The sequence below is a fragment of the Microbacterium sp. NPDC012755 genome (genome assembly GCF_042901325.1).
GTDB lineage: Bacteria > Actinomycetota > Actinomycetes > Actinomycetales > Microbacteriaceae > Microbacterium > Microbacterium natoriense.
Genome location: NZ_JBIBCT010000001.1, coordinates 50,084 through 77,080, shown reverse-complemented (window position 1 = coordinate 77,080; position 26,997 = coordinate 50,084). Strand labels below are relative to the sequence as shown.

General features: G+C 69.6%; 25 protein-coding genes, 1 tRNA gene and 1 pseudogene. 15 read left to right on the top strand and 12 right to left on the bottom strand.

The window, feature by feature from the left end; genetic code table 11:
* Position 1: 1 nt before the first annotated feature.
* Positions 2 to 1,120: a YgfZ/GcvT domain-containing protein gene (locus tag ACFY5A_RS00395; protein ID WP_387231154.1), complete on the top strand. Its 1,119-nt coding sequence runs from the start codon at positions 2 to 4 to the stop codon at positions 1,118 to 1,120.
* 226 nt (positions 1,121 to 1,346) lie between these two features.
* Here the strand turns inward: ACFY5A_RS00395 and ACFY5A_RS00390 are convergent, their stop codons facing one another.
* On the bottom strand, positions 1,347 to 2,177 hold the full coding sequence (locus ACFY5A_RS00390; protein ID WP_341941537.1) for a class I SAM-dependent methyltransferase: 831 nt from the start codon (positions 2,175 to 2,177) through the stop codon (positions 1,347 to 1,349).
* 37 nt (positions 2,178 to 2,214) lie between these two features.
* On the opposite strand from ACFY5A_RS00390, the gene ACFY5A_RS00385 reads away from it, so the two are divergent.
* Positions 2,215 to 2,964 (top strand): phosphoglyceromutase, encoded by a 750-nt coding sequence (locus ACFY5A_RS00385; RefSeq protein ID WP_105674027.1) that lies wholly within the window; start codon positions 2,215 to 2,217, stop codon positions 2,962 to 2,964.
* Between the two features lie 83 nt (positions 2,965 to 3,047).
* Here ACFY5A_RS00385 and phoU read toward each other — a convergent pair whose 3' ends face one another.
* The gene (gene phoU / locus ACFY5A_RS00380; protein ID WP_105674025.1) at positions 3,048 to 3,758 is read right to left on the bottom strand and encodes a phosphate signaling complex protein PhoU; all 711 of its coding nucleotides are present in this window, start codon (positions 3,756 to 3,758) and stop codon (positions 3,048 to 3,050) included.
* 199 nt (positions 3,759 to 3,957) lie between these two features.
* Here phoU and ACFY5A_RS00375 point away from each other — a divergent pair, with 199 nt between their 5' ends.
* Both ACFY5A_RS00375 and ACFY5A_RS00370 read left to right on the top strand, forming a co-directional pair.
* On the top strand, positions 3,958 to 5,187 hold the full coding sequence (locus ACFY5A_RS00375; protein ID WP_105674163.1) for a cell wall metabolism sensor histidine kinase WalK: 1,230 nt from the start codon (positions 3,958 to 3,960) through the stop codon (positions 5,185 to 5,187).
* A complete protein-coding gene (locus tag ACFY5A_RS00370; protein ID WP_105674023.1) occupies positions 5,184 to 5,867 on the top strand; it encodes a response regulator transcription factor in 684 nt (227 codons plus the stop codon). Before ACFY5A_RS00375 ends, ACFY5A_RS00370 begins: the two co-directional genes overlap by 4 nt.
* Before the next feature lie 67 nt (positions 5,868 to 5,934).
* Here ACFY5A_RS00370 and ACFY5A_RS00365 read toward each other — a convergent pair whose 3' ends face one another.
* The gene (locus ACFY5A_RS00365) at positions 5,935 to 6,471 is read right to left on the bottom strand and encodes a DNA modification methylase (RefSeq protein ID WP_223586050.1); all 537 of its coding nucleotides are present in this window, start codon (positions 6,469 to 6,471) and stop codon (positions 5,935 to 5,937) included.
* Positions 6,472 to 6,606: 135 nt separating this feature from the next.
* Between ACFY5A_RS00365 and ACFY5A_RS00360 the strand changes: the two genes are divergently transcribed.
* From ACFY5A_RS00360 to ACFY5A_RS00330, 7 genes are all read left to right on the top strand, one after another.
* Positions 6,607 to 7,089 (top strand): CarD family transcriptional regulator, encoded by a 483-nt coding sequence (locus ACFY5A_RS00360; RefSeq protein ID WP_045255828.1) that lies wholly within the window; start codon positions 6,607 to 6,609, stop codon positions 7,087 to 7,089.
* A 64-nt stretch (positions 7,090 to 7,153) separates the two neighbouring features.
* Positions 7,154 to 8,332 (top strand): 2-C-methyl-D-erythritol 4-phosphate cytidylyltransferase, encoded by a 1,179-nt coding sequence (gene ispD / locus ACFY5A_RS00355; protein WP_387231152.1) that lies wholly within the window; start codon positions 7,154 to 7,156, stop codon positions 8,330 to 8,332.
* 82 nt (positions 8,333 to 8,414) lie between these two features.
* Positions 8,415 to 9,005, top strand: a complete 591-nt coding sequence (locus tag ACFY5A_RS00350; protein WP_387231150.1) for a short chain dehydrogenase — start codon at positions 8,415 to 8,417, stop codon at positions 9,003 to 9,005.
* A 72-nt stretch (positions 9,006 to 9,077) separates the two neighbouring features.
* Positions 9,078 to 10,478 (top strand): cysteine--tRNA ligase, encoded by a 1,401-nt coding sequence (gene cysS / locus ACFY5A_RS00345; RefSeq protein ID WP_387231148.1) that lies wholly within the window; start codon positions 9,078 to 9,080, stop codon positions 10,476 to 10,478.
* Entirely contained in the window at positions 10,471 to 11,478 is a 1,008-nt protein-coding gene (gene rlmB / locus ACFY5A_RS00340; RefSeq protein ID WP_105674013.1) for a 23S rRNA (guanosine(2251)-2'-O)-methyltransferase RlmB, read from the top strand. The genes cysS and rlmB overlap by 8 nt, the downstream gene beginning before the upstream one ends.
* Positions 11,479 to 11,489: 11 nt before the next feature.
* Positions 11,490 to 12,131, top strand: a complete 642-nt coding sequence (locus ACFY5A_RS00335; RefSeq protein ID WP_344012470.1) for an NAD(P)H-binding protein — start codon at positions 11,490 to 11,492, stop codon at positions 12,129 to 12,131.
* Positions 12,132 to 12,334: 203 nt separating this feature from the next.
* Positions 12,335 to 14,236 carry a VaFE repeat-containing surface-anchored protein gene (locus tag ACFY5A_RS00330; protein WP_387231146.1) on the top strand — a complete coding sequence of 634 codons (1,902 nt, stop codon included), beginning with the start codon at positions 12,335 to 12,337 and terminating at the stop codon, positions 14,234 to 14,236.
* 69 nt (positions 14,237 to 14,305) lie between these two features.
* On the opposite strand, the gene ACFY5A_RS00325 is transcribed toward ACFY5A_RS00330, so the two are convergent.
* Both ACFY5A_RS00325 and ACFY5A_RS00320 read right to left on the bottom strand, forming a co-directional pair.
* Positions 14,306 to 15,613, bottom strand: a complete 1,308-nt coding sequence (locus ACFY5A_RS00325; protein ID WP_105674007.1) for a DUF4032 domain-containing protein — start codon at positions 15,611 to 15,613, stop codon at positions 14,306 to 14,308.
* Positions 15,614 to 15,699: 86 nt separating this feature from the next.
* On the bottom strand, positions 15,700 to 16,806 hold the full coding sequence (locus ACFY5A_RS00320; RefSeq protein ID WP_105674005.1) for an ABC transporter ATP-binding protein: 1,107 nt from the start codon (positions 16,804 to 16,806) through the stop codon (positions 15,700 to 15,702).
* Between the two features lie 229 nt (positions 16,807 to 17,035).
* Between ACFY5A_RS00320 and ACFY5A_RS00315 the strand changes: the two genes are divergently transcribed.
* The 3 genes from ACFY5A_RS00315 (at position 17,036) to ACFY5A_RS00305 (ending at position 19,125) form a co-directional block, all read left to right on the top strand.
* Positions 17,036 to 17,989, top strand: coding sequence for a DsbA family protein (locus tag ACFY5A_RS00315; protein ID WP_387235859.1), 954 nt, complete (start codon positions 17,036 to 17,038; stop codon positions 17,987 to 17,989).
* 40 nt (positions 17,990 to 18,029) lie between these two features.
* Positions 18,030 to 18,102, top strand: a tRNA-Thr gene (locus ACFY5A_RS00310).
* A 69-nt stretch (positions 18,103 to 18,171) separates the two neighbouring features.
* Positions 18,172 to 19,125 (top strand): aldo/keto reductase, encoded by a 954-nt coding sequence (locus ACFY5A_RS00305; protein ID WP_387231144.1) that lies wholly within the window; start codon positions 18,172 to 18,174, stop codon positions 19,123 to 19,125.
* On the opposite strand, the gene ACFY5A_RS00300 is transcribed toward ACFY5A_RS00305, so the two are convergent.
* The 7 genes and pseudogenes from ACFY5A_RS00300 to ACFY5A_RS00270 form a co-directional block, all read right to left on the bottom strand.
* Positions 19,122 to 19,817 (bottom strand): response regulator transcription factor, encoded by a 696-nt coding sequence (locus ACFY5A_RS00300; RefSeq protein ID WP_341941543.1) that lies wholly within the window; start codon positions 19,815 to 19,817, stop codon positions 19,122 to 19,124. The genes ACFY5A_RS00305 and ACFY5A_RS00300 overlap by 4 nt on opposite strands.
* Positions 19,817 to 21,076 carry a sensor histidine kinase gene (locus tag ACFY5A_RS00295; protein ID WP_105675608.1) on the bottom strand — a complete coding sequence of 420 codons (1,260 nt, stop codon included), beginning with the start codon at positions 21,074 to 21,076 and terminating at the stop codon, positions 19,817 to 19,819. Before ACFY5A_RS00295 ends, ACFY5A_RS00300 begins: the two co-directional genes overlap by 1 nt.
* Positions 21,077 to 21,085: 9 nt before the next feature.
* Positions 21,086 to 21,898 carry an ABC transporter permease gene (locus tag ACFY5A_RS00290; protein WP_341941545.1) on the bottom strand — a complete coding sequence of 271 codons (813 nt, stop codon included), beginning with the start codon at positions 21,896 to 21,898 and terminating at the stop codon, positions 21,086 to 21,088.
* Entirely contained in the window at positions 21,895 to 22,806 is a 912-nt protein-coding gene (locus ACFY5A_RS00285) for an ABC transporter ATP-binding protein (protein WP_105675701.1), read from the bottom strand. The genes ACFY5A_RS00290 and ACFY5A_RS00285 overlap by 4 nt, the downstream gene beginning before the upstream one ends.
* Before the next feature lie 83 nt (positions 22,807 to 22,889).
* Positions 22,890 to 24,005: a hypothetical protein gene (locus ACFY5A_RS00280; RefSeq protein ID WP_387235983.1), complete on the bottom strand. Its 1,116-nt coding sequence runs from the start codon at positions 24,003 to 24,005 to the stop codon at positions 22,890 to 22,892.
* Between the two features lie 174 nt (positions 24,006 to 24,179).
* Positions 24,180 to 24,722 (bottom strand): annotated as a pseudogene (locus ACFY5A_RS00275) (RNA polymerase sigma factor); the annotation flags it as partial.
* A gap of 329 nt (positions 24,723 to 25,051) precedes the next feature.
* Positions 25,052 to 25,720 (bottom strand): hypothetical protein, encoded by a 669-nt coding sequence (locus ACFY5A_RS00270; protein ID WP_387231141.1) that lies wholly within the window; start codon positions 25,718 to 25,720, stop codon positions 25,052 to 25,054.
* A gap of 272 nt (positions 25,721 to 25,992) precedes the next feature.
* Between ACFY5A_RS00270 and ACFY5A_RS00265 the strand changes: the two genes are divergently transcribed.
* Positions 25,993 to 26,781 (top strand): hypothetical protein, encoded by a 789-nt coding sequence (locus ACFY5A_RS00265; protein ID WP_387231139.1) that lies wholly within the window; start codon positions 25,993 to 25,995, stop codon positions 26,779 to 26,781.
* Positions 26,782 to 26,997 lie beyond the last annotated feature (216 nt).

Here is a 26,997-nt window from a genome sequence, read left to right as displayed (position 1 = left end):
GATGACCGGCTTCGCGGCGATCGCCGGAGCGGTATCGGGAGAGCACGGGATCGAGCACTTCGGAGACGCGTTCCGCGAGCAGCGGCGCCTCGCCTCGGGAGACGCGCTTGCCCCCCTGGGCGACCGCACCGTCATCGAGGTCTCCGGCCCCGAGCGGCTCGGCTGGCTCGACTCGATCACCTCGCAGGCCGTCGGCCGGCTCGCACCCGGCGACAGCACCGAGCTCCTGGTGCTCGATCCGCAGGGCCGAGTGGAGCACGCGGCCGGTGTGTTCGATGACGGGTCGTCGACCTGGCTCATCGCCGACACAGCCGATGCCCAGCCCCTGGCGACCTGGCTCATCCGCATGAAATTCCGCACCCAGGCAGAGGTGGCCGTCCGCGACGATCTCGAGCTGGTCGGCTTCGTCGACGGCGGTTCGGCGGCGCAGATCGCGGTGGCCGCGGCGGCGGCTCCGAACGACCTGCCCCTCGTCTGGGCCGACCCCTGGCAGCGTGTCAGCGCCGGAGGGCACCAGTACTCCGAGGTCGCGGAGCATCCAGGAGCGGAGCTCGCCTGGCGCGTCGCGATCGTGACGACCGAGGGCGCTGAGGTGCTCGCCGCGTCCGTCGGACCGGATGCCGTGGCCGGCCTGCTCGCGACGGAGGCGCTCCGCGTCGCCGCTTGGCGTCCGCGCTGGGCCGCCGAGGTCGATGAGCGCTCGCTGCCGCACGAGTCCGACTGGATCCGCACGGCCGTGCATCTGAACAAGGGGTGCTACCGCGGGCAGGAGACGGTCGCGAAGGTGCACAACCTCGGCCACCCGCCGCGGCGCCTGGCCGCGCTGCACCTCGACGGCAGCGATGCCGTGCTCCCGACCGTCGGAGACCCTGTGTTCGCTGGCGAGGACGAGGTCGGGCGGATCACCTCGGTCGTCCGGCACCACGAGGACGGTCCCATCGCCCTCGCGATCCTGTCCCGTCGGGCCCCGTCGGGAGACCTCGTCGTGCGGACGGACGGCGCCGACATCGCCGCATCCCAGCAGGTGATCGTCCCCGCGGATGCCGGCGCCACCGCAGACATCCCGCGGCTCACGCGGCTGTCGCGCCGCCCCAGCGCACCGGATCCGCGCGACGTCTGAGCCACGTCGTTGCGGGCGCTCAACCGTGGCATCGTTCGGGGCCGTATCGCCCCGGGTCGTTGAGCGAGTGGAGCGAGCGGAGCGAGACACCGCCAGCAGCAGAACGTCGCCGGTCTTGAGCGGCCACGAAACGCGTCGGTCGACGCCGCGCGTCGGATGAGGCGTTTCGTCTTGGTCGCTGCGCCCCTCGCTCAACGACCGAGGGGCGCTCGACGGCAGCGGCCGCTCAACGGGCGAGGAGCGGGGTCACGGCCTCCCAGGGCAGCGTGAGTTCGCCGAGGCGCCAGCGGGTCTTACCGCCGAGAACGGGCCAACCCTGATCCTTCAGTGCCGACACCGCGGCGAGGAAGCGCTGCGTCGCGCCGAACGTCGACAGGGGAGCCGCACGGTCCCACTCGCGGTCCAGGTCGACGAGAAGAGCGTGCACGCGCTCGCCGGGGACGTTCCGGTGGATGAGAGCCTTCGGCAGCCGCTCGGCCACGATGCTCGGACGCTCCAACTCGGCAAGGCGCAGCGAGATCGTGAAGCGCACCGGCATCCCGTCGGGTCCGATGTCGATCCAGCTGGCGATGCGGCCGATCTCATCGCAGGTCCCCTCCACGAGCAGCCCGCCGGGAGACAGGCGTGCCGCCATCGTGCGCCACGCGTCCGGCACATCGGCCTCGTCGTACTGTCGGAGCACGTTCATCGCCCTGATCACGGCGGCGCGGCGTCCTGATGGCAGCGGCACCTCGAAGCCTCCGCGCCCGAACGACACGGCGAGGTCGTGGGGGAATGATGTGCGCCCCGCACGCACGTCATCGAGCTGCTCGGTCGCGAGCGCCACGCGTGCCGGGTCGATCTCGAGCCCTCTGACCTCGGCATCCGCCCTCACACGCTGGAGACGAGCGGCGAGCTCGAAGGCGGTGACGCCGCTCGCGCCGTAGCCGAGATCGACGACGAGGGGGTCGCCAGCGCGGCGGAAGGCGTCGCTCGCGGCGATCCAGCGGTCGTTGCGCCGGAGTCGATTGGTCCCCGTGGTGCCGCGCGTTGGCCGGCCGAGAGGAGATGACGCCATGAGTCAATCCTTCCAGCCCCGCCGATAAACTGGCTGCATGACTGCGACGCGCACCCTGATCCTGCTCCGCCACGGCCGGAGCGAGTGGAACGAACTGAACCTCTTCACCGGCTGGGTGGACGTCCGCCTGAACGAGCAGGGCAAGGCCGAGGCCCAGCGCGGCGGCGAGCTGCTCGCCGAGGCCGGCATCCTCCCCGACGTGCTCCACACCTCGCTGCTGAGCCGCGCGATTCAGACCGCGAACATCGCGCTCGACGCGGCCGACCGCCTGTGGATCCCCGTGACCCGCTCGTGGCGTCTCAACGAGCGCCACTACGGCGCCCTGCAGGGCAAGGACAAGGCGCAGACGCTCGAGGAGTTCGGCCCCGAGCAGTTCCAGCTGTGGCGTCGCTCCTTCGACGTGCCGCCGCCCGTGCTCGACGACGACAGCGAGTTCAGCCAGGTGAACGACCCGCGCTACGCGGGCATCGACGGCGAGGTCCCGCGCACCGAGTCGCTCAAGCTCGTGATCGACCGTCTGCTGCCGTACTGGGAGAGCGCGATCGTCCCCGACCTCGAGGCGGGCAAGACCGTGCTCGTCACCGCGCACGGCAACTCGCTGCGCGGTCTCGTGAAGCACCTCGAGGGCATCAGCGACGAGGACATCGCCGAGCTCAACATCCCCACCGGCATCCCGCTGGTCTACGAGCTCGACGAGAACAACGTGCCGACGGGCCCCGGCCGCTACCTCGACCCCGAGGCCGCGGCCGCGGGCGCGGCCGCGGTCGCCGCCCAGGGCAAGAAGTAGCAGCAGCGGGGCTCGACGCCTCACCTGAACGACGACGCCCCACCTGAGTTGAGCACTCGGGTGGGGCGTCGTCGTGAACGGGGTCAGGCGTGGCCGAGGTCGGCCTGCTCCGCCTCCTGCTGCTCGACGGCGAGGGCGATGTCCTCTTCGTCGATCTGCCAGTCGCCGGTCGCGAGGTAGACGACCTTCTTCGCGACGGCCACCGCGTGGTCGGCGAAGCGCTCGTGGTAGCGGCTGGCCAGGGTGGCGTCCACGGTCGCGGTCGCCTCGCCCTTCCAGTTGTCGCTGAGCACCTTGTCGAAGACGTTCACGTGAAGCTCATCGACATCGTCATCGGAGTTGCGGATGGCGTCCGCGAGGCGCAGATCCTGGGTGCGCAGCAGCTCGCTGAGCGTGCGCGCGATCTCGACGTCCAGCTCGCCCATGCGCTTGAAGGTGCCCTTGAGGCCCTTCGGGATGGCGCGCTCGGGGAAGCGCAGGCGTGCGAGCTGGGCGATGTGCTCGGACATGTCGCCCATGCGCTCGAGCGATGCGCTCACCCGCAGGGCGCTGACGACGATGCGCAGGTCGCGGGCGACGGGCTGCTGACGGGCGAGGATCTCGATGGCCTGCTCGTCCAGCTCGACGGCAAGCTCGTCGATCTTCGCGTCGTCGGCGATGACCTCCTCGGCCAGCGCGACGTCGCTCGTGGCGAACGCGCGGGTCGCCTTGTCGATCGAGACCGTGACGAGGTCCGCGATCTCCACGAGGCGGTTCTGCAGGTCCTCGAGGGACTGGTGGAAGACTTCGCGCATGTTGGGCGCAACCTTTCATTCGGATCTCGACGGCGAGAGCCGCGCGAGAGGGGAGGGCCGCACTCCCGCACAGGCCCGAAGCGATTGTGTGCCCCGAAGGTTAACGAACGGTGCCCAGCACGTGAATAGTACTTCTCCGGATGCCGTGGGCGCCCGGAAACCCGCCGAGCGGCCGGTGAACGCACTCTACGCTGGACTCATGACCCTGCCGCAGATCGCGCTGTTCTCGCTCGCCATTGGGCTGGCGATCGGCGTCGCGCTCTCGCTGCTCGTGGTCTGGGCCTACCGCGCTCGCGCCCGCGTCGTCGAGGAGACGTCGACCATCGTGCCCGACGGCGTCACCGATGTGCTGGGCAGCATGGATGACGCCGCGTGCGTGGTCGACACGTCGGGGCTCGTGCTCGCGGCATCCCACGCGGCGGCGCGCTTCGGCATCGAGGTCGGCGCCACCCTCGACAACGCCGAGCTGCGACAGCTCGTGCGCGGCGTGCGCAGCACCGGGGGCACGGCCACCGAGTCGCTCCGCATCACCCGGGGAGGGCTCAGCCTCGACCCCCGTCTCGTCTCCGCGCGGGCCAGCGTGATCAGCCCGCGGATGTCGCTGCTCATCATCCGCGACGTCACGGAGCAGGAGCGGCTCGATCAGATGCGTCGCGACTTCGTGGCCAACACCAGTCACGAGCTGAAGACGCCGGTCGGCGCGGTGACCCTCCTGGCCGAGGCGATCGAGTCGGCGGCGGACGACCCCGCTCAGGTGCGCATCTTCGCGGCCCGCATCTCCGCAGAGGCGTACCGGCTCGGGCAGCTGACCGGGCGCATCATGAGCCTGTCGAGGCTGCAGGCCGACGACGGCCTCGGCGACGTCCGCCCCGTCTCTATCGACGAGGTGATCGCGGCATCCATCGAGGCGCATGCGGTCCAGGCGGACTCCGCCGGCGTCGACCTCGCCCGCGGCGGCGACCGCGGTGTGTGGGTGCGCGGGGACGCGCAGATCCTCATCGAGGCGGTCGGCAACCTCATCGCGAACGCCATCGTCTACTCGCCCAAGGGGTCGCGCGTCGGCGTCGGCGTGCGGGCCGACGGAGGTGTCGTGGAGATCGCGGTCTCCGACCAGGGCATCGGCATCGCCGAGGCTGACAGGGAGCGCATCTTCGAGCGCTTCTACCGCGCCGACGAGGCGCGTTCCCGGCGCACCGGCGGCACCGGTCTCGGGCTCTCGATCGTCAAGCACGCGACGCAGCGTCACGGCGGCGAAGTGCTGCTGTGGTCGCGCCCCGGTCGCGGATCCACTTTCACCGTCCGACTTCCCCGTATCGATTCGCCAGCGGCGGATGCGGGGAAGAAGGAGAAGAAGCGCAAGAAGAAGCGCGAGCGCAAGGCGGCCAAAGCCGCCGACGCGGTCCGCGTTCGAAACGGAGAGACAGTATGACCCGCATCCTCCTCGTCGAAGACGAGCCCGACCTCGCCGACCCCCTGGCCTATCTGCTGCGCCGGGAGGGGTACGAGGTCGAGATCGCCGAAGACGGACCCGGTGCGCTCACGGCGTTCCGCGAGCGCGGAGCGGACATCGTGCTGCTCGACCTCATGCTGCCGGGCATGCCGGGCACCGAGGTGTGCCGACAGATCCGCTCGACGTCCGCCGTGCCGATCATCATGCTCACCGCGAAGGACTCCGAGGTGGACATCGTGGTGGGGCTGGAGCTCGGCGCCGACGACTACATCACCAAGCCCTACTCCTCGCGCGAGCTCCTCGCCCGCATGCGGGCGGTGCTGCGACGGGTCGTGCAGGCCGACAGCGAGCTCGACGAGCGCGTCCTCGACGGCGGCCGGGTGTCTCTCGACATCGACCGGCACACGGTCTCGGTCGACGGAGAGCAGATCAACATGCCGCTGAAGGAGTTCGAGCTCCTCGAGGTGCTCATGCGCAACTCCGGTCGCGTGCTCACCCGGGGCCAGCTCATCGACCGGGTCTGGGGCAGCGACTACTTCGGCGACACGAAGACCCTGGACGTGCACATCAAGCGCATCCGCTCCCGCATCGAGCAGAACCCCGGCGAGCCGGTGATGCTCGTGACCGTGCGCGGACTCGGCTATCGGTTCGAGGGCTGAGCTCCGCGGATACGAGAGAGGCCGGCGCCCGATGGGTGCCGGCCTCTTCTGCGTGCGCGGTGCGGCGTCAGTTCGACGGCGCGGGAGCCGCGGTGTCGGTGGGGACGGGCGTCGGCGACGGCTGGGGCTTGTCGGCTGAGGGCACCAGGTCGGAGTAGTAGGGGAGCGAGCCGTCGAGGACGGGGATCTGCGCCTTGGTGCCGGTGCTGTCGCCGGACTGGAAGTGCACCTCGACCGTGCTGCCGGGCATGGCGCCGAGGTCGGAGATGCGCAGCGCGTCGTCGGCCTTGGTGCCGAGGCTCACGGTGCTGCCGCCGGGGACCGTCACGGCGAACGGATCGTTGCCGTCGAGCGTGATCGTCATGGTGGCCTTCTCCGTGGTCGGGTTGACGATCGCGGCGACCAGGTTGCCGAGCGAGCCGTCCTCGTTCGCGACGATGAAGGCGTTGCGGACGACCAGCGGGCCGGAGGCGTCGGAGACGTTCACGCCGTCGGACGCCGCGTACTCGATCTTGGTCGACTGCGGGGTGATGAACGTGCACCCGGTCGCGCCGAGCAGAACGAGGGCGCTGATGGCGGCAGACGCGACGATGCGCGATTTCACGGGTCCTCCTGAGGTCCGGCGGGATATCCGCCTCCCATTCTATGGGTAAGTCGAGAGCGCCCGTGGATGAGGGGGCGCGAACCTTAGCGCATAATCCCTGTGGTATCCTTGAGGTTGCCGAAAGGACACGTTTTTATGCTTTTTGAGGTTGGCGAGACCGTCGTCTATCCGCACCATGGCGCTGCGACCATCATCGAGGTCAAGGAGCGCATCATCAAGGGTGAGGCGAAGAAGTATCTGAAGCTCAACGTCACCCAGGGTGATCTGATCATCGAGGTTCCTGCAGAGAACGTCGACCTGGTCGGCGTCCGCGACGTGATCGGCAAGGAGGGCCTCGACCACGTGTTCGAGGTGCTGCGTGCTCCGTTCACCGAGGAGCCCACCAACTGGTCTCGCCGTTACAAGGCGAACCTGGAGAAGCTCGCATCGGGTGACGTGATCAAGGTCAGCGAGGTCGTTCGCGACCTGTGGCGCCGTGACCAGGACCGCGGTCTCTCCGCGGGTGAGAAGCGGATGCTGGCGAAGGCTCGCCAGATCCTCATCTCGGAGCTGGCTCTGGCCGAGAAGATCGACGAGGACAAGGCGGGCGCGCTGCTCGACGAGGTCCTCGCCTCCTGAGACTCTTCGTGAAGGGCGGATGCTTCGGCATCCGCCCTTTTCTCATGCCCGGTAGCGTGTGAGCATGCTTCCCGTTCCGCACACCGCGATCATCGTCGTCGCCGCAGGCTCCGGCACCCGCCTGGCAGGGGGAGCGCCGAAGGCCTTCGTCGGCATCGACGCCCACTCGATCCTGCGCCACGCCCTCGACGGCGTGTTCGCGGCGGCTCCTGCGCAGGTCGTCGTGGTCGCGCCCGCCGGATTCGAAGGCGATGCCGAGAGCGAACTGCTCGCCGCCGCCGGCGAGCGGGCCGACCTCGGCCGTGTCGTCACGGGCGGCGCGACGAGACAGGAGTCGGTGGCTGCCGGCCTCGCGGCACTGTGGGGCGATGTGGAGACCGTGCTCGTGCACGACGCGGCCCGAGCGCTCACACCCGCTGCGGTGATCGACGCGGTCGCCGCGGCCGTCGACGACGCCTCGGGCGTGATCCCGGTCCTGCCGGTGGTCGACACCCTGAAGCGGGTCGACGAGCACGGGGTCACCGGAGCCGTCGACCGCTCCGAGCTCGCGGCCGCGCAGACGCCGCAGGGCTTCCCCCGAGCACTCCTGGAGTCGGCCTACGCCGAGGCCCGGACGGCGGGGGTCGAGTACACCGACGACGCCGCCCTCTTCGCGGCCGCCGGGCACGCGGTGCGCCACATCCCCGGGTCGGAGCGCGGTTTCAAGATCACCACACCGGCAGACCTCGAGCGGGCGCGGCATCTGCTCTCGGCACCGAGCCGGTCCGCAGGCGCGGTCCGCGTCGGCATCGGCACCGATGTGCACGCCTTCGGAGGGGAGGGCGATCTGTGGCTGGCCGGGCTTGTCTGGCCGGGGGAGCAGCCGCTCTCCGGACACTCGGACGGGGACGCCGTCGCCCACGCGATCGTGGACGCCCTGCTCGGGGCCGCCGGCCTCGGTGACATCGGCGAGCACTTCGGCACGGCGCATCCGGAGTACGCCGGAGCGCATGCGCCGGTGTTCCTCGCCCGCACCAGGGAGATCCTCGAGGCGGCGGGCTTCGCGATCGGCAACGTGTCCGTCCAGTTCCAGGGCAACAGGCCGCGCTTCAGCGGACGCAGATCAGAAGCGGAGGCCGTGCTCTCGGCCGCCCTCGGGGGCGCCCCGGTGTCGGTGACGGCGACGACGACCGACGGCCTGGGCTTCCCCGGACGCGGGGAGGGCATCGCGGTCACGGCGATCGCGATGGTCCACGCCTCCTGAACCACGGGCGCCGCGCCGTGCGGGAATGCCGGACGGCGTCCCCTCGTTGCCCGTTAGCGTGACCACGGCAGAAGGAGTCGAGTTGAAGATCCTCATCATCGGAGCATCAGGGCATGTCGGGCGTGCGGCGCAGGCCGCGCTGGAGGGGCACGAGGTCATCGCCGCCTCCCGGAGCGGGAACCCGGCCGTCGACGTGACCGACCCGGCATCCATCGCGCGCCTGTTCGACGAGGTCGGCACCGTCGACGCCGTCATCGCGGCGGTCGGGAGCGTGCCGTTCGCCCCGCTGTCCGAGCTCGGACGCGACGCGTACGAATCGGCCTTCCGGGGCAAGGTGCTCTCACAGCTCGACATCGTGCGGATCGGGACGCCCTTCGTGCGCGACGGCGGGTCCTTCACCCTCACCTCCGGTATCCTCGCCAGGGAGCCGATCGCGACCGGGGCTGCGGCATCCCTCGCCAACGGGGCGCTCGAGTCGTTCGTCCTCGGAGCGGCGCCCGAGCTTCCGCGCGGCATCCGCATCAACGCCGTCAGCCCGTCCGTGCTGGAGGACGCGCCGTCGTACCACTCGTCCTTCCCCGGATTCATCCCGGTGTCGTCGCACCGGGTGGGTCAGGCGTACGCGAAGAGCGTCCTGGGCGTGCAGACCGGGCAGGTCCTGCCGGTCGACTGAGGCCGCTCCACTCCGCGTGACGCATTGCGGCGCGCCCAGGCTTCGCGACGGCGCGCCCGGTAGGCTTGTGCGGTGACTCTCCGCCTCTACGACACCCGCGCACAGCTGCTGCGCGACTTCGTGCCTCTCGATCCCGAGAACGTCACGATGTACGTGTGCGGACCCACGGTGCAGTCGGGCCCCCACATCGGGCACGTCCGCGCAGCGCTCAGCTTCGATCTGCTCCGTCGCTGGCTGTCGCACGACGGCACACGTGTCACGTTCGTGCGGAACGTGACCGACATCGACGACAAGGTCCTCGCGAACGCGACGGATGCCGAGCCCTGGTGGGCGCTCGCGTACCGGATGGAGCAGGAGTTCACGAGCGCGTACTCCGCGATCGGCATCCTCCCGCCCACGTACGAGCCTCGGGCGACGGCATCCGTCCCGCAGATGCAGGAGCTGATCTCGACGCTCATCGAGCGCGGACACGCGTACCCGGCGCCCGACGGCTCAGGCGACGTGTACTTCGACGTGCGCTCGTGGGCGGAGTACGGCTCCCTCACGAACCAGTCCGTCGATGCGATGGAGGCTGCGGCCGACGCCGACCCGCGCGGCAAGCGCAACCCGCAGGACTTCGCGCTCTGGAAGGGCGCCAAGCCGGGAGAGCCGGCGGACGCCACCTGGGCTTCGCCGTGGGGACCCGGTCGACCCGGCTGGCACATCGAGTGCTCGGCGATGTCGCGCCGCTACCTCGGCGACGCGTTCGACATCCACGGCGGCGGACTCGATCTGCGCTTCCCCCACCACGAGAACGAGCTGGCGCAGTCGACGGCTGCGGGCCTCGGGTTCGCGCAGTACTGGGTGCACAACGGTCTCGTGACCGTCGGCGGGCAGAAGATGTCGAAGTCTCTCGGCAACTTCACCCTGGCATCCGACGTGCTGAAGACGCACGAGCCGCTCGTGGTCCGTTACGCGCTCGCCGCCGCGCACTACCGGTCGAGCCTCGATCTCACGGACGCGTCGTGGGCCGAGGCCGAGGCGGCGCTCGGACGGATCGAGACCTTCCTGCAGCGTGCTCGGCGTCATGCCCCCGGCGATCTGGACGCGGCGGCGCAGCTTCCCGCAGCCTTCGTCGCGGCGATGGACGACGACCTCGGCGTCCCCCAGGCGCTCGCCGTCGTGCACGAGACGGTGCGCGCGGGGAACTCGGCACTCGACGCAGGACAGACGGACGCCGTGCTCGACGCCGCACGATCCGTGCTGGCGATGACGGATGTCCTCGGCCTCGGGCCGGGGGGCACCGGGTCCGGGGGCGAGGGTGCCACGGCATCCGCTCTCGACGCGCTCGTGCAGACGATGATCACCCAGCGCGCCCAGGCGCGCGCTGACAAGGACTGGGCGGCGGCGGATCGCATCCGTGACGCGATCGCCGCCGCAGGAATCACGCTGGAGGACTCTCCGGCCGGAACTCATTGGAGTATCGATGGCTAAGCCAGGCAACCCCTCAGCGGGCAAGGGCAAGAAGAAGGGCCCGAGCAAGGGCACGGGCGGACTCGGACGGAAGGCCCTCGAAGGCCGCGGACCGACCCCGAAGGCGGAGGACCGCGCCTGGCACCCGGCGGGCAAGCGCAAGGCCGCCGCCGAGCGCTACGCCGCGTCCGGAGGCAAGGGAAGGCCCGGCCAGCGCCAGGCCGCTGGTGGGAACCCGAACCGCTCGGCGAGGGCGAAGGACAACACCACCGAGACCGAGTTCGTCACCGGCCGCAACTCGGTGCTCGAGGCGCTGCGCGCGAAGATCCCCGCGACGTCGTTCTACATCGCCCAGCGCGTGGAGATGGACGACCGCGTCAAGGAGATGCTGTCGATCGCCACGCACCGCGGCATCCCGGTCCTCGAGGTGACACGTCAGGAGCTCGACCGCATGGCCGGGTTCGACGGCGTGCACCAGGGCGTGGCCATCAAGGTGCCGCCGTACGAGTACGCGCACCCGCAGGATCTGCTCGAGAAGGTCATCAGCAGGGGGCAGGTTCCGCTGTTCGTCGCTCTCGACGGCATCACCGACCCGCGCAACCTCGGCGCGATCATCCGCTCGACGGCGGCCTTCGGCGGGCACGGCGTGATCCTTCCGCAGCGTCGCTCGGCTGGGGTCAACTCGGCGGCGTGGAAGACGAGCGCAGGAGCAGCGGCGCGCATCCCGGTCGCTCTCGCCACGAATCTCACGACCATGCTCAAGGAGTTCAAGAAGCAGGGCGTGTTCGTGCTGGGGCTCGACGGAGACGGCGACGTGATGCTGCCCGACCTGCAGCTGGCAGACCGCCCCGTCGTGATCGTCACCGGGTCGGAGGGCAAGGGGATCTCCCGCCTGGTCGCAGAGACCTGCGACCAGATCGTGTCGATCCCGATCTCGACCGCCGCCGAGTCGCTGAACGCCGGCATCGCGACCTCCGTCGCGCTGTACCAGGTCTCCACCACCCGCAACGCGAAGAAGTAGGAAGGCACCCCATGGCTCGCATCGTCGTCCTCGGAGGCACCGGCTACGCCGGTCGTCACATCGTCTCGGAGGCGGTGAGCCGTGGGCACGATGTGGTCGCCGTCTCGCGCTCCGTCCCGTCCGACCGGGTGGAGGGGGCCGACTACGTGCAGGGCTCCGCTCTCGACCTCGCGTCGATCGCCGACGCCTTCGCCGGTGCCGACGCGGTCGTCTCGGCGCTGTCGCCCCGCGGCGACATGGCCGACAGGGCGCTGGAGGCTCTCGCCAACGTCGTCGCGCAGGTCAGCGGAACGTCCACCCGTCTCGGCGTCGTGGGCGGTGCCGGCGGCAGCCTGGTGGCTCCGGGAGGCCCGCGTCTGTTCGACCTCGACTTCCCCGAGGAGTACAAGCACGAGGCGCAGGTCGGCATCGACTCCCTCGCGCTGCTGGAGGCGACGGATGCCGGAGTCGACTGGTTCTTCATCCACCCGGCCGAGGTCTTCGGCCCCTGGGCGGAGGGCGAGCGCACCGGCAGCTACCGTGATGGCGGCGACGTGATCGTGCGCGACGCGGAGGGCAAGTCGTACATCTCCGGTGCCGACTTCGCGGTCGCCGTGGTCGACGAGATCGAGCAGGGCAACCATCACCGCGAGCGGTTCACCGTCGGCTACTGACGCGTCGCCGCCGGGTCAGCGGGCGGCGCCCATTACGTGATCTGCGTCCTTTGACCCCCGTAGGGGGTCAGGAACTCCTCGTCCGTTGCTGTCCCCTGTGCGCCGCTCCCAGACTGATCGCGAGGGCTCAGTCAACGGGGGAGTCCTCTATTCAGGGGAGAGTGCGCACTCGTGCGCCCGCGTGACAAGGATGCTGACCTATCGTGAAGACGACCGCTTCGACTCATAAGACGAGAGCGGGGAGGGGCGCTGCGGCGCTGCTGCTCGCACTCACCGCTCTCATACCCGCCGCGTTCGCCGCACCGGCGGTCGCGGCGACCGACATCGCGCCGGGAGACCCGGTCTGGGTGGGGTCGGCTTCGCAGGGCTACTCGGGCACTGCCATCCACCCCGTGTACGTTCCCGTGCCGGCCGACACGGCCAACCCGGGGACGGCCGACTACTGGGCGTACTGCATCGAGCACGATGTCAGCCGCCGCACCGGCACCAGTGCGGTCGTCGGCGACTTCTCGTCCTATCTGGGGGCGAATCTCTTCACCGACCCGGCCGTTCAGGCAAAGGTCCACTGGGTTCTGACGCACTCCTATCCGGCGATCGACCTGGTCGCTCTGCAGACCGCCGCCGGAGTCACGAACCTCAGCGTCAGCGACGCCGTCGAGGCGACGCAGTATGCGATCTGGCGATACACCGACCTGGGTTGGGATGCTGCCTGGGCCTGGGAGACACCCAACTCCGAGGCGGTGTACTGGTACCTGGTGAACGGGGCCAACGCCGACCAGAATCAGACGCCCCCGACCACGGCGGACATCGACGTCTCCGTCGCCGGCCCTGCGGGCGCCGGAGCGGCGGGCTCGCTCTTCGGACCGTTCACGGTCTCGACGAACCAGGCCACCGCGGCCGTGACCTCGAGCCCCGCCCACGCGTTCACCGACGCGGCCGGGAGCCCGATCAATACGAACGCCGTCGTCGACGGTCAGCAGGTCTTCCTCGATCTGCGCGGCTCGACGGTCGCCGGTTCCGCCACGGTCACCGCGACGGTGGCAGGGGCCGACGGCACCGGTCTCGTCGTCTCGACCCCCGTCGTCGGCAGCACCACGCCCACGGCGGCGGCGCACCGTCAGTCGCAGATCCTCGTCGCGGCCTCGACTGCGACGACCTCGGCGTCGGCGCAGGGCGCCTGGGCCGCGGCCGCTGTTCCGGCCATCGGCACGACGCTGACGGATGCTGCGGATGAAGATCACATCCTCGCCTGGAACGGCGGCAGCCTGATCGACACGATCGCCTACACCGGACTGACCGTGGGCCAGCAGTACACCGTCTCCGGTGAGCTCATGATGAAGGCGGACGCCTCCGCGACGGGTATCACGGGGGCGACGACCTTCACGCCGACCGCCGCAGACGGCACGGTCGAGGTCTCCTTCACGGTTCCGAGCGGTTACGCAGGGGAGTCCCTGGTCGCCTTCGAGGCGCTGTACGAGGGGGCGACGGCGACGGGCACTCCGGTCGCGGTCCACGAGGACATCGACGACGTGGATCAGACCGTGGCCGTGGAGGCGCAGCCTCTCGTCCCCGCGATCGGCACGACGCTCCTCGACGGCGCCGACCAGGACCACACCCTGGCCTGGGGCGGAGGAACGGTGATCGACACGATCGCGTACACCGGACTGACCCCGGGCGTGGAGTACACGGTCGCCGGTGAGCTGATGCGCAAGTCCGACGGCTCTGCGACGGGCATCACGGCGACGGCGACGTTCACGCCGACCTCCTCGACGGGGAGCATCGCCGTGAGCTTCACGGTGCCCACCGGTTACGCGGGATCGACGCTCGTGGCGTTCGAGACCCTCTACCTCGGGGCGACGGCATCGGGAACCCCGGTTGCCGCGCACACCGACATCGAGGATGCCGCGCAGACCGTGGTCGTCGAGAAGCAGCCGGCGGCTCCTGCCGGTCCCTCGACCGGCTCGAACGGATCGACGGGTTCGACGGGAGGGCTCGCCGCGACCGGCGGAGCGCTGCCCGTGGTGCTGACGGCGGCGGGAGTCGTCGCGATCCTGCTCGGGACGATCGCTCTGATCCGCCAGCGCCGGACGCGCGACCAGGTCTGAGCACCTCCTGAAACGAGAAGGGCCGGTCGGTGACGAGACGTCACCGACCGGCCCTTCCGGTCTGCGCGGTCAGACGAGGTCGCGCCAGTCGACGTCGTCGTCCTCGTCGTCGGCGATGGGGGTGACCCCGGTGATCACGGGGAGGCTCATGGTCTCGGTCGGAGGACCCATGATGGTCGCCTCATCGCGCCGGTGCCTCAGGACCTCGTTGATGTAGCTCGTGAGCACCTCGGCGAGGGGGACCGACCGGCCCTGCGCCTGCGACAGGTACCACCGGTGCTCCAGAACCTGGTGGAAGACCTCCGCCGGCTCGAGCTTGGCACGCAGCTCGTAGGGGATGGCCCGCACGACGGGCTCGAAGACGCGCGTCAGCCACTCGTGCGCGTACATCTCCTCATCCGCCCACTGCTTGGTCGAGCGGGCGCGGAACTCGTCGAGGTCGTTGAGGAGGCGACGTGCCTGGTTCTCCTCGACGTCGAGTCCGGTGAGGCGGATGAGCCGACGCTGGTGGTGACCGGCATCCACGACCTTGGGCTGGATCTCCACGACGGTGCCGTCGGAGGTGGTCGACATCGACATCTCGTCGATGTCGAATCCGAGGGCGTTCAGCCGCTCCACGCGCTCGGTGATGCGCCAGGTCTCGGCCGAGGAGAACGACTCCTGGGCGGTGAGCTCGGCCCACAGCGAGCGGTAGGAGGACACGATGCCGTCGGCGATCGCGATCGCATCGACGCCCCGCTCCAGGCGCCCTCCGGCGGCGAGGTCCATGATCTCCCCGGCGATGTTCGTGCGGGCGAGGTCGAGGTCGTAGGCCCGCTGCCCGTCGGTGAGGCCCTCCTCGTGCAGCTCGCCGGTCTCGGCATCCACGAGGTACGCCGCGAAGGCTCCCGCGTCGCGTCGGAAGAGGGTGTTGGAGAGCGAGACGTCGCCCCAGTAGAAGCCGACGTTGTGCAGGCGCACGAGCAGCAGGGCGAGGGCGTCCACGAGCCGCGTGGCGGTGTCGGGGCGCAGCACGCGCGTGAACAGCGCGCGGTACGGCATGGAGAAGCGCAGGTGCGACGTCACCAGCGCCGCGGGGAGCGGCTCGCCATCGGCATCCGTCCGACCGGCGATGACCGCGACCCGGTCGACGCAGGGGACGGCGAGGCGGGCGAGGTTGCCGAGCATGTCGTACTCGCGCCGCGCCATCTCGTCGGTCGTCTCCTTGACCGCGACCACGCGCCCGGACAGATCGGCGAAGCGCACCAGATGGCGGGAGAGGCCCTTCGGGAGGGACACGATGTGCTCGGACGGCCACTTGGCCAGCGTGGTCGACCAGGGCAGCCCGAGCAGTCCTGGGTCCACGGTGCTGGCGGTGATGCGTAGAGCGTCCTGCATGGTTCTCCTGAGGGGGATGGATGCCGGGGGAAACGACGCGGCGCGGGGCGACCAGAAGGTCGACCCGCGCCGCGATGCTGCAGAACTCAGGAAGCCGAGACGACCGGCTTGTCGTTCAGACGCTCACCCGACTCGCTGTCGAACGCGTGCACGTGGCCCGCGTTCGCGGCCAGCGTGACGGTCTCGCCGGCGTTGGGGTGGCTGCGGCCGTCGACGCGAGCGACCAGGTCGGTGCGCTTGCCGTTGATCTCGGTGTGACCGTAGAGGTAGCCGTCTGCGCCGAGCTCCTCGACCAGGTCGACGACGACCGAGAGGCCCTTGCCGTCGGCCGGGCCCACGGTGATGTCCTCGGGACGCACGCCGACGGTGACCTGCGAGCCGTTCGCGCGGCCCACGGTGTCACGGTCGAGCGGGACGACCTCGGTGCCGAAGCGCACACCGCCCTCGGCCAGGTCGGCCGTGAAGAGGTTCATGGCCGGGGAGCCGATGAAGCCGGCGACGAACACGTTGTTCGGCTTCTCGTAGAGGTCACGCGGCGAGCCGACCTGCTGGAGCAGACCGTCCTTGAGGACCGCGATGCGGTCGCCCATGGTCAGAGCCTCGGTCTGGTCGTGCGTGACGTAGACGGTGGTGACGCCGAGGCGGCGCTGCAGCGACGCGATCTGCGTGCGGGTCTGGACGCGGAGCTTGGCGTCGAGGTTCGACAGCGGCTCGTCCATGAGGAACACCTGGGGCTGACGCACGATCGCGCGACCCATGGCGACACGCTGACGCTGGCCGCCCGAGAGCGCCTTCGGCTTGCGGGTCAGGTACTGCTCGAGGTCGAGGAGCTTCGCGGCCTCGAGGACGCGGGAGGCGCGCTCCTCCTTGCCGATGCCGGCGATCTTGAGCGCGAAGCCCATGTTCTCGGCGACGGTCATGTGCGGGTACAGCGCGTAGTTCTGGAAGACCATGGCGATGTCGCGGTCCTTCGGCGGGACGTCGGTGACGTCGCGCTCGCCGATGAGGATGCGGCCGGCGTTGACCTCTTCGAGGCCTGCGAGCATGCGGAGCGACGTGGACTTACCGCAACCGGAAGGGCCGACGAGGACGAGGAACTCGCCGTCTCCGACCTCGAGGTTCAGCTTGTCGACGGCGGGACGGGTGCCGCCGGGGTACAGGCGGGTGGCCTCATCGAAAGTGACAGATGCCATTGCATTTCTCCTTCACCGGCAGGTACGTGCCGGACGATCCGTAGTGATAGAGCGGCGGAGCGACCCGCCGTGACCCGTCGTTGGGTCGGGATCAGTATGACAGACAAACCCGCACCTGGGTATTTCCCAGACTGGCTGGTTAGCATCGAATCCGGCCGCGTCAGCGGCGATCGTCGCGTGAGGCGGCGTTCGGGGCCACCCTGCCCCCGTGAGACTGTCAAGAGGAACGATGTCGAGCGACGAGACGCCGAACGTCCCCACCCCTCGCAATTCGCGTGAGGCCGTGCGGGAGAAGGCACAGCAGGTGCACGCCCAGCAGTCGAGGGCGCGCCTGATGCGACGGATCATCATCGGAGCGGTGGCCATCGTCGCCGTCGGCGCGATCGGCACCGCCGTGACGCTCGCCGTGTCCGCGCAGGTGACCAAGCCGCAGCTGACGCCGAGCGGGCTCGAGGGTGACGGCATCCTCGTCTCCGACGTGACCGCGGCGACCGTGTCCAGCGACACCCTCGCGACGCCGAGCGCCGAGCCCTCCGAGACGGGCACCGAGGCCGCTCCGACTCCGGAGCCGACCACCGCGAACACGGTCGACATCCACATCTACGTCGACTACCTGTCTCCCGACGCCGGGGTCTTCGAGCGCGCGAACGCCCGGCAGCTCACCAACTGGATCACCCAGGGCGCGGCGACCGTCACCTACCACCCGGTCGCGCTGCTCACCGCCAGCTCGAACGGCACCAAGTACTCGCTGCGCGCGGCCGGCGCCGCAGCCTGCGTCGCGACGCACTCGCCCGCACAGTTCTACTCGTTCAACCATGACCTCCTCGAGAACCAGCCCGAGGTCAACAGCGACGGGATCAGCGACTCCAAGCTCGCGGATGCCGCCGCCGCGGTCGGCGTGAGCAGCGCCAAAGCCGTGCGCTCCTGCATCGAGAACCAGGACTACGTGACCTGGGCCAAGGAGGCGACCTCGCGCGCGCTGGAGGGTCCGCTCGTCGGCTCCGACGACCTCGTCCTCACCGCCGCCCCGATGATCGTCGTGAACGGCGAGGCCTACGTCGGCGCTCTCGACGACCCGGCCGAGTTCTCGCAGTTCGTGTTGACCGTCGCCAGCGACGCCTACTACGAGTCGACCGCGACGCCGACGCCGACTCCCACCCCGACCGCCACCCCTGCGCAGTAGTTCGGCGCACCTCGCCGCCATCGCTAAGCTGGTGGCATCCGCCGACTTGGCGCAATTGGTAGCGCACCGTACTTGTAATACGGGGGTTACGGGTTCGAGTCCCGTAGTCGGCTCAGTTCACGGGGATCGCAACACGGCGTCACAGCGGAAATAACCGCCGCCCATCGCCGGTTGTGCCGAGCATGACCCGCATCGGAAACAGTGACCTCGACGTCTTCCCCCTCTCGCTCGGTGGCAACGTGTTCGGCTGGACCGCCGACCGCGACGCCTCCTTCGCCGTCCTCGACGCCTTCGCGGAGGGCGGCGGCGACTTCATCGACACCGCCGACGCGTACAGCGCCTGGGTGCCGGGCAACAGCGGTGGCGAGAGCGAGACGATCATCGGCGAGTGGCTCGCCTCCCGCAAGCCGGAGGGCGTCGTCGTCGCCACGAAGGTGAGTCAGCACCCCGACTTCCGCGGGCTCTCGGCCGCGAACATCCGCAACGCCGCCGAAGCCTCGCTGGGCCGCCTGGGCGTCGACGCGATCGACCTGTACTACGCGCACTTCGACGACGAGACCGTTCCGCTCGAGGAGACGGTGGGCGCTTTCGGGCAGCTCGTCGCCGACGGGCTCGTGCGTCACGTCGCCGTGTCGAACTACTCAGCCGAGCGCATCCGCGAGTGGGTGGAGATCGCACAGCGCACCGGCGTCGCCCTTCCTGTCGCGGTGCAGCCGCACTACAACCTCGTGCACCGCAACGACGTCGAGGAGAGCATCATCCCGGTGGCGGAGGAGTTCGGTCTCGGACTCGTCCCGTACTACTCCCTGGCGAGCGGATTCCTCACGGGCAAGTACCGCTCGACGGATGCCGACGGACAGGGGTCGCCGCGTGCCACGGGTGCCGCGAAGTACGCGACCGAGGCAGGTCTGCGCATCATCGACGCGCTGGAGGAGATCGGGAACGCGCACGGCGCCTCGATCGCGGCGACGTCGCTCGCGTGGCTGCGGTCGCAGCCCACGGTCGCGGCCCCGATCGCGAGCGCGAGCAGGGTGGAGCAGGTCGGCGATCTGCTCGCCGGCGCGCGGCTCGAGCTCGCCGCCGACGAGGTGGCGCTCCTGAACCGCGTCTCGGAGTGGACGCCCGCGCGCGCCTAGCTGCTCGGCGCCTCGGCATCGCCTCCGATGCCGAGGCGGTGGGCGAGGATCACCGCGTGGATCCGATCGCGTGCCCCGAGCTTCGACAGCACGCGGCTGACATGCGTCTTCACGGTGGACTCGCTCACGAAGAGCGCATCGGCGATCTCGGCGTTGCTGAGCCCCCGCGCGATCGCGAGGAAGACGTCGTTCTCACGATCGGTGAGGGCGCGGAGCATCTCGGCATCCTCCGCATGTGGTTCCTCGCTCTTCGACGCGCCCAGCTGCGGGGAGACGTGGTCGAGCAGCATCCGCGTGACCCGGGGCGACAGCGCCGCGTCTCCACGGTGCACCGCGCGGACGGCGGCGATCATCTCGTGGCGCTGGGCGTCCTTCAGCAGGAAACCGCTGGCTCCGGCGCGGATCGCCCCGAAGGCGTACTCGTCGAGATCGAACGTGGTGAGCACGAGCACGCGGGTGCCGGGATGATCGCGCACGATGGCCTCGGTCGCCGCGATGCCGTCGAGGCCCGGCATCCGGATGTCCATGAGGACGACGTCGGGCCGCAGCGCGGCGGTCTGGGCGATCGCCGTGCGGCCGTCGCCGGCCTCTCCGATCACGACGAGGTCGCTCTCCGCCTCGATCACCATGCGGAATCCGAGCCGGATCAGCTCCTGGTCATCGACGAGGAGCACGCTGATCTGCTCTGTCATCACTTCCTCTTCTCCGAATCGTCCGCTGTCCTGGTGTCGAGGGGAATCGTCGCGCGCAGCCGCCACCGGGAGCCCTCCGCGCGACCGTAGTCGATGCGGCCCTGCACGTGCGCGACCCGCTCGGCCAGCCCCCTGAGCCCGAACCCCGACGGCGCGGTGGAGGGCACGGCTCCGTCGTTGACGATCTCGATCGTCACGTCGTCGGCGGAGTTCTCGACCCGCACGGCGATCGTCTTGGCCGTAGGGGCGTGTCTCATCGCGTTCGTCACGCCCTCCTGCACGATTCGGGAGACCGCGTGCTCGATCGCGGGGCTCAGCTCCGCGCTCCCGGAGGTGGAGAGGGTGACGGGGAAACCCGCCCGCTGCGCGTTCACCACCGTGTCGTGCGGAGCAGGCGCCGTGATGGGCGCCAGCGGCAGCGGAGCGTCATCGTCGCGCAGCACGCCGAGCATCGAGCGCATCTCGCCCAGGGCCGAGCGGGCGGTGTCGGCGGCGGCGGTCGCCGCGGCGCGGGCGCGGGCGGCATCCGGCGTGGCCGCGGCTCCCTCCGAGAGGGCGACGATCACGGTGAGCGAGTGCGAGACGATGTCGTGCATCTCCCGGGCGATCCGTGCCCGCTCGGCGGCCGCAGCCAGCTGAGCCTGCTGGTCTCGTTCGATGAGCAGCTGCCGTGAGCGGTCGATGATCGCGGCGACGTAGCGTTTGCGGCCACCCACGTTGATGCCGATGAGTGTGCCGATGAGGGCGACCACCAGGTTGCCGATCAGCGCGTTCAGGGCGGTCTGGAGCGAGATCGCTCCGACCCCCGCCAGCCCTCCGGCGACGACGGCCAGACCGGCCAGCCCATACCCGAGTCCCGCCCAGGCGGCGCGGGTCGACACGTACACGGCGAGGGAGTACGCCGCCACCGTGACCATGGGCGTCCCCCCGGGAGCACCGAGGAAGAGGAAGAGCACCTCGGCGGCGAACGCCGCCGCGAACGCGACGATCGGATGCCGGCGCCGGAAGAGCAGCGTGACGCAGGCGACGAGGACCGAGAGCGGGATCAGCACCGCGATGACGATCCCGAACGGCTCGGGGAGATCGGGGGAGGAGTCTCGGCTCGGAACGATCGAGACGAGCAGACAGAACAGGGCGATCAGCACATCCGCGAAGAGCGGGTGCCGTGCCCAGAAGCGGCGGAACAGCCCGGGAGGACGCGGCAGCCGCAGCCCGTCGTCCTCGCGGACGTCGGCGCTGCGGCTGCGCGTCTTCTTCACGGAGCGACTCTACGCGTCGCGAGTGCGCAGCACCGCCCAGGCGCCGAGCATGCCCGCGACGACCCAGCCGGCCAGCGTCAGGTAGGGCACAGGTCCCTCGAGCGTGGCGCCGTCGGGGAGGATCGCGCTCTGCGCGGCCGCGACGGGCAGGTAGGTCGCGGCATCCAGCACCCACTTCCACGTCTCGCCGGCGAAGGCGAAGAAGTTCGCCACGATCGGCAGCACGAACAGCAGACCGACCGTCGCCGCGATGGCGCCGGCGCCGGAGCGCAGGATGAATCCGAACGCCACGCCGATCAGGGCGAACACGGCCATGGCGAGCGACGAGACCAGGATCGGCAGGAGCGAGGCGGATGCGTCGGACCAGTCGATGCTCTGCTCGCGTCCGGAGACCACGACCGACACCGCGAGCGCAGCGGCGCCGAAGATGATCAGCGACGACACGAACAGGAACGCGGCGAGCACGGTGGCCTTCGCGGCGAGGACGGAGCCGCGCACGGGGTTGGCGGTGAGCGTCGAGCGGATCATGCCGGTGGAGTACTCGCCGGTGACCGAGATCGCGCCGAGGATGCCCGCGAGGAGCATCGTGAACTGGATCGGCATGACCACGGCGTTGATGGGGTCGAAGCCCGGAACGTCGATGGCCTGGGCGATGAGCATCGCGATGCCGATCGTGAGGACGGCGGTGATCGCGATCGACCACCAGGTCGAACGCACGGTCGCGAGCTTGATCCACTCGCCCTTCAGCGCGCGGAGGAACGTCAGGCGCTGGCCGGAGCTCGTGCGGACGGGAGCCGCAGGAGCGGCCTGGACGGCGGTCATGAGATCTCCTTGGTGCGGTACTCGACGGAATCACCGGTGAGCGCCAGGTAGGCGTCCTCCAACGAACCGGTGGTCGGGGTGAGCTCGTGCAGCGGGATGCCGCGATCAGCGGCGAGGTCGCCGATGCGGGATGCCGGGAGCCCGACGATGTCGAGGAGACCGGGCTCGGTGGTCACGATCTCGACCGCGGGACCGGCGACGGCCGCGGCGAGGTCGGCGGCGCGGGGGGTGCGCACGCGCACGGTGTTGGTCGTCCATGCGCGCACCAGCTCGGCGAGCGGAGCGTCAGCGAGGACCTGTCCGCGTCCCATGACGATGACGTGGTCGGCGGTCTGCGCCATCTCGCTCATGAGATGGCTCGACAGCAGCACGGTGCGCCCCTCGGAGGCGGCATGGCGGACGAACTGACGCACCCAGCGCACCCCCTCGGGGTCGAGGCCGTTGACGGGCTCGTCGAGGATCAGGGTGTGCGGGTCGCCGAGCAGAGCCGAGGCGATGCCGAGCCGCTGCCCCATGCCGAGCGAGAACCCGCCCGCACGCTTGCGGGCGACTGGACCGATGCCGGCGAGATCGATGACCTCGTCGACCCGGGAGGAGGGGATGCCGTGCGTCGCGGCCATCGCCCGCAGGTGGTTCCGCGCCGTGCGTCCGGTATGGACGGCCTTCGCATCGAGGAGCACGCCGACCTCGGTCAGCGGCGCCTTCAGCTTGCGGTACTCGCGCCCGGCGATCGTCGCGCGGCCCGACGTCGGCTGGTCGAGACCGACGATCATGCGCATGGTGGTGGACTTGCCCGCGCCGTTCGGCCCGAGGAAGCCGGTGACGCTTCCCGGCTTGACCGTGAACGACACGTCCTGGACGGCGGTCTTGTCTCCGAACCTCTTCGTGAGGCCTTCAGCTGTGATCATGCCCTCCACGCTAGGCGGCGGCATCTCGACCTCGCGTCCTCCTCAGGTACCGTTCTCGGCGGCGGCATCCCCCGTGCGACGGACTACGGATCGACGATGTCGAACGTCATGTCCTCGGGATCAGGGCCCCACGGACCGAAGATCACGTCAGGGTCGTAGACATCGGCCGCATGCTCCTCCGGAGGCCCCCAGAAGCCGTCGGCGTCCAGGGCGCGGAAGGTGAACCAGTACCAGCCGACCGCATTCATGCGCAGCCGCTTGACCGCGTGCCCTGTCGCGTCGAGTGCGAAGACCGCCGTGTGCCCCTCCATCGTCGAGACGTAGATCCGCCCGTTCGCGGGACCCGTGGCCGAGATCACGATCCCGGTGGTGCTGGCCTCCTCGACCAGCATGTCCTCGAAACCCGTGAGCTCTTCGAACCCGGCCACGACGATGGGCAGCACGGTGAAGCTGCCCGTCGTGGCCGGCGACTGGTTCTCGGCGTCGAAGGACCAGGCGCGGTAGTCGTAGGTCCCGGCGGCGAGCTGGAGGGCGCGGGGCTCGAACGTCCAGGTGCCGTCCGCGGCGACGGGAGGTGTGTACCGTCGACCGTCGATCTCGACGGCGACGGCGGATCCGGGCGTCGCCGTGCCGGCCAGGGTCGGCGGAAGGTAGCCCGAGTACCCGGACGGAGTGGTGACACCGGGCGTCAGTCCGGGTGTCGGCTCCTCCGCCGGTCCGGGGGTCGTGCCGGGCGCGGTCTGCGGGCGATCGGGAGCCGTCGGCAGATCGGCGTCCGGATCGTTGACGAGATCGACGGAATCGATGGAGGGGTCGGCGTTGCGGCGTCCGAGGGTCGGCGCGTGAGGTCCCGTCGTCGGAGCCGACGACGGGAGTGCCTCCGTCCCCCCGGACCGCGGCCCGGCGGTCTGCGGGGCGGCGGCCACCGGACGCGCAGATGCTGCGTCGATCGCGGTGGGTGCCGCCTCCACCGGGGCACCCACCAGGATGGCCGCGAGCACCACACCGCCGATCGTGAGGGCGCCTATGCTTCCCGCGAGCAGGCTGCCTAGGCCCACGCCCGCCGATGCTGTGAGCACTGCCGCGGCGGCAGCCGTGCCGGGAGCCAACGCCGAACCAGACGGTATCGCCACACCCAGGGCGCCGAACCCCACCGCGGAGAGAGTGACGTTCTGAAGGCGCCGGGCGTCACTGCGCATGCTGAGCAGGAGTTCTCCGCAGGTGCCGCAGGATTCGACGTGGACGGCGATCTCTGATTCCAGCGCGAGGTCCTGGGGTTCGCTCAGGTGGCGCGGAAGAAGGCGCGCTACGTGATCGAGGTCGTTGCGGAGCGGCGCAGGTATCTGCTTCCCGAGCCACTGAAGCCTGAGACCTGACCGGGCTCTTCGATGAAGCGCCGAGACGGCGTTGGGCCCGATGCCGAGCTCCCGGGCGATCTCAGGGCGGGAGGCCTCAGCCACCTCGGAGAGCCAGAGGATGCGTTGCCAGCGTTCTGGTAGTTCCTGGAAGGCACTCAAGAATTCGCGTGCATCCGCCTCGCGCTCAACGAGGCTGAGAGCGTCGCGGAAATCGATACGGTCCACGTCGGCGGTGTCATCGACGCGTTGCGACTCGGACCGCCAACGGATCGCGATGTTGCGGATGACCGCCTTGAGGTAGGAGCGAAATGCGAACTCCGGGCCTTTGTCCGTCGTCGTCACCTGTTGGTAAACGGCGAGGAAGGCCTCTGAGACGAGGTCCTCGGCGCGTGAGGGGAACATCCGTCGGGCGTGTGTCAGAGCCGCGCCGATGTGACGCTCCCAGAGCACCGCGTATGCATCACGATCGCCATCGCGCAAAGCCCGGAGCAGGCGCGCGTCATCGCGAGAGTCCTCCACCACTTCCCTCCCAAGAAGAGTGCAAGCCCATTCCCCCATGAGCGGATTGCCGTGATCGCGCCCCACGCAACACGGTTGAGATCGGCGCCCCAAATCCTATGGCACAAACGGTATGCCCGATCACCGAGCGAGAGTCGTGCAGGCGGCATCCATGACGCATCCGACGCGTGACGCCCCCCTGCAGGGGTCATCCGGACCGATTTCGTCCTGCCCGGGGGGCGCTGGACGTATCGTCATCTCGACGCAGCACCGTGCCAGCGTGTCTCCCCACGGTCGCACTCCATGCCGGCGTCTCTCCCCGCAATTCCCTCCCTGCATGCGCCCTCTGCCTGACGTCGACGTCAGGCGGAGGACGCATGCGCTCGCGGCTAAGCGAGGTCGGCGTCGCGAGCCTTCGTGCGCGGCGGGGGCACCACGCGCACCGTGTCAGTCGCCACATAGCCCTCGGCCCAGGCGATCTTCGCCAGTTCGAGCTTCGTGCGGGCGGGGACTCCCGCCGACGTGAACTTGTCGCGGACCCGTTTCAGGTACTTGCGCGCGGTGTCGTGCCGCACGCCGATCCTCTCCGCCACTTCGGCGATCGTGAGTCCTGTGGCGTAGAGGCTGAGTGCGCGTTCCTCCTGGCTGCTCAGCTTCAGAGCCGGGGCAGCGGAGTGGACAGCGGCCTGGGCGAGAGCGGTGACGAGCATCTCGCCGTTCATCGCACTCTCTGCAGCGAGCAGGAAGTCCTCCTCGCTGTCGGTCGTCGACACCATGGCGTCGATGCCGTCATCGAGCAGCTGCCGTGCTGTCCCGCGATTGCGCAGGGGAGACAGGATGAGAACGCGCATTCCGGCGTCGCGGAGAGCGGCGATGACCGTCGCCTCGCGAACGAAGTCGGCGTCGGAAGGCACGTCCATGATGAGGAGGTGCGGCCACCGAGTGCGGTCCGAGCGCCGGAGCCAGCCCATGAAGAGGATCAGTGACGAGCTGGTGTGCACGACCTCGAGGTCGAGGTCTGCGGACAGCAACTGCGCTGCTCGTGTGCGTTGCAGCACTGTCGCTTCCACGACGGCGACACGGCGCCTTCTTCGGCCCTCGACACGATCGTTCTGCATCGCGAATCTCCCACCTCATGGAGGCTCTCGTCCGGCACGCCTCGGGCGGTGTGCTGGGGATCGGATGAGATTCCTCCAACTGAAAGGTGTGCATCGAGCACGAAAAGTGACGCCAGGGGCCATCGTGACCCCCAAATGGGGTCATCGCGACCCGCTTTCCCGCTCTTCGCGCGGAGAATGCGGTGCGGGGTCGAGTGGAGGGAAGAAGCAGCATGGCGTTTCAGAAGAGCCGCTTGACCTCCCGATGGGGTGAAGAGAGCGCGAGACTGGCCGTGATCGCGGTGGTGGTATGCGGAGTATGCGTCGGCCTGACGGCCTGCGGTTCTGCAGAGCCGGCGGCGATGCCGACCGCGAGCGTCGATCACCCGCAGCTCCTCACGGAGAATCAGGCCGAGGAACTTGCGGGCATGCGTCTGCGGAATCACATCCGGGGCATCGTCGCGATCGACGGCCGACTGACAGGTGAAGCCGGAGACATGCTCGTGCGAGGGTGGGTCGATTTCGCGAACCGGGTCGGATACATCCGGATCACACCATCAGGATCACTGTCCTTCCTCGTGGCTTGGGACGAGGTCTCGGTCGCGTATCTGGATGTGTACGACGATGCTGTGGAACCACCGCAGAGCGCGCCAGGCATCGGCTGGCGTTCGGCTCGATTCGACGCGGGAGCGAGCGATCTGACCCGCTTGCTCGCCGCGCTGCTCCTGCTCTCCGATGATCGGCCGGAGAACCCGCTGTTGATCGGTCAGAACGGCGCACGTTTTCTGGGTGAGGAGAAGGTCGGTGCGATCACGGCGAGACGCTTCTCCGGCGTGTCCACTGAGCCGGGGGGTGGAGCAGACCTGGGCACGCAGTACTGGCTCGACGAGGAGAGCACACTGGTGCGGTTCGGTATTCGTCTTGCCGGATCAGAGATGAGCACCGTCGACTTCTCCGCGCCGGACGCAGACCTCTCGGGCCTTCCGCGTGCCTCTGATCTCGCGGGCGCGGATGGTGGGTGAACAGCCGGTCACTCGCACAGGTGCCGGCGAGTGCGTCTTGACCCCTGAAGGGGGTAAAGATCTGCCGACCCCGTGAGTCCGCGTCGAGGCGCTTCTAGGCTCCGATCGTTGTATGCATCCACAAAGGGAGAGAACTGATGAGGACTCGAACACGCGGCTCTGCGCGAAAGTCAGCGATCGGGGGAGTAACGCTTGCCGCGATGCTCTTGGGCGCGG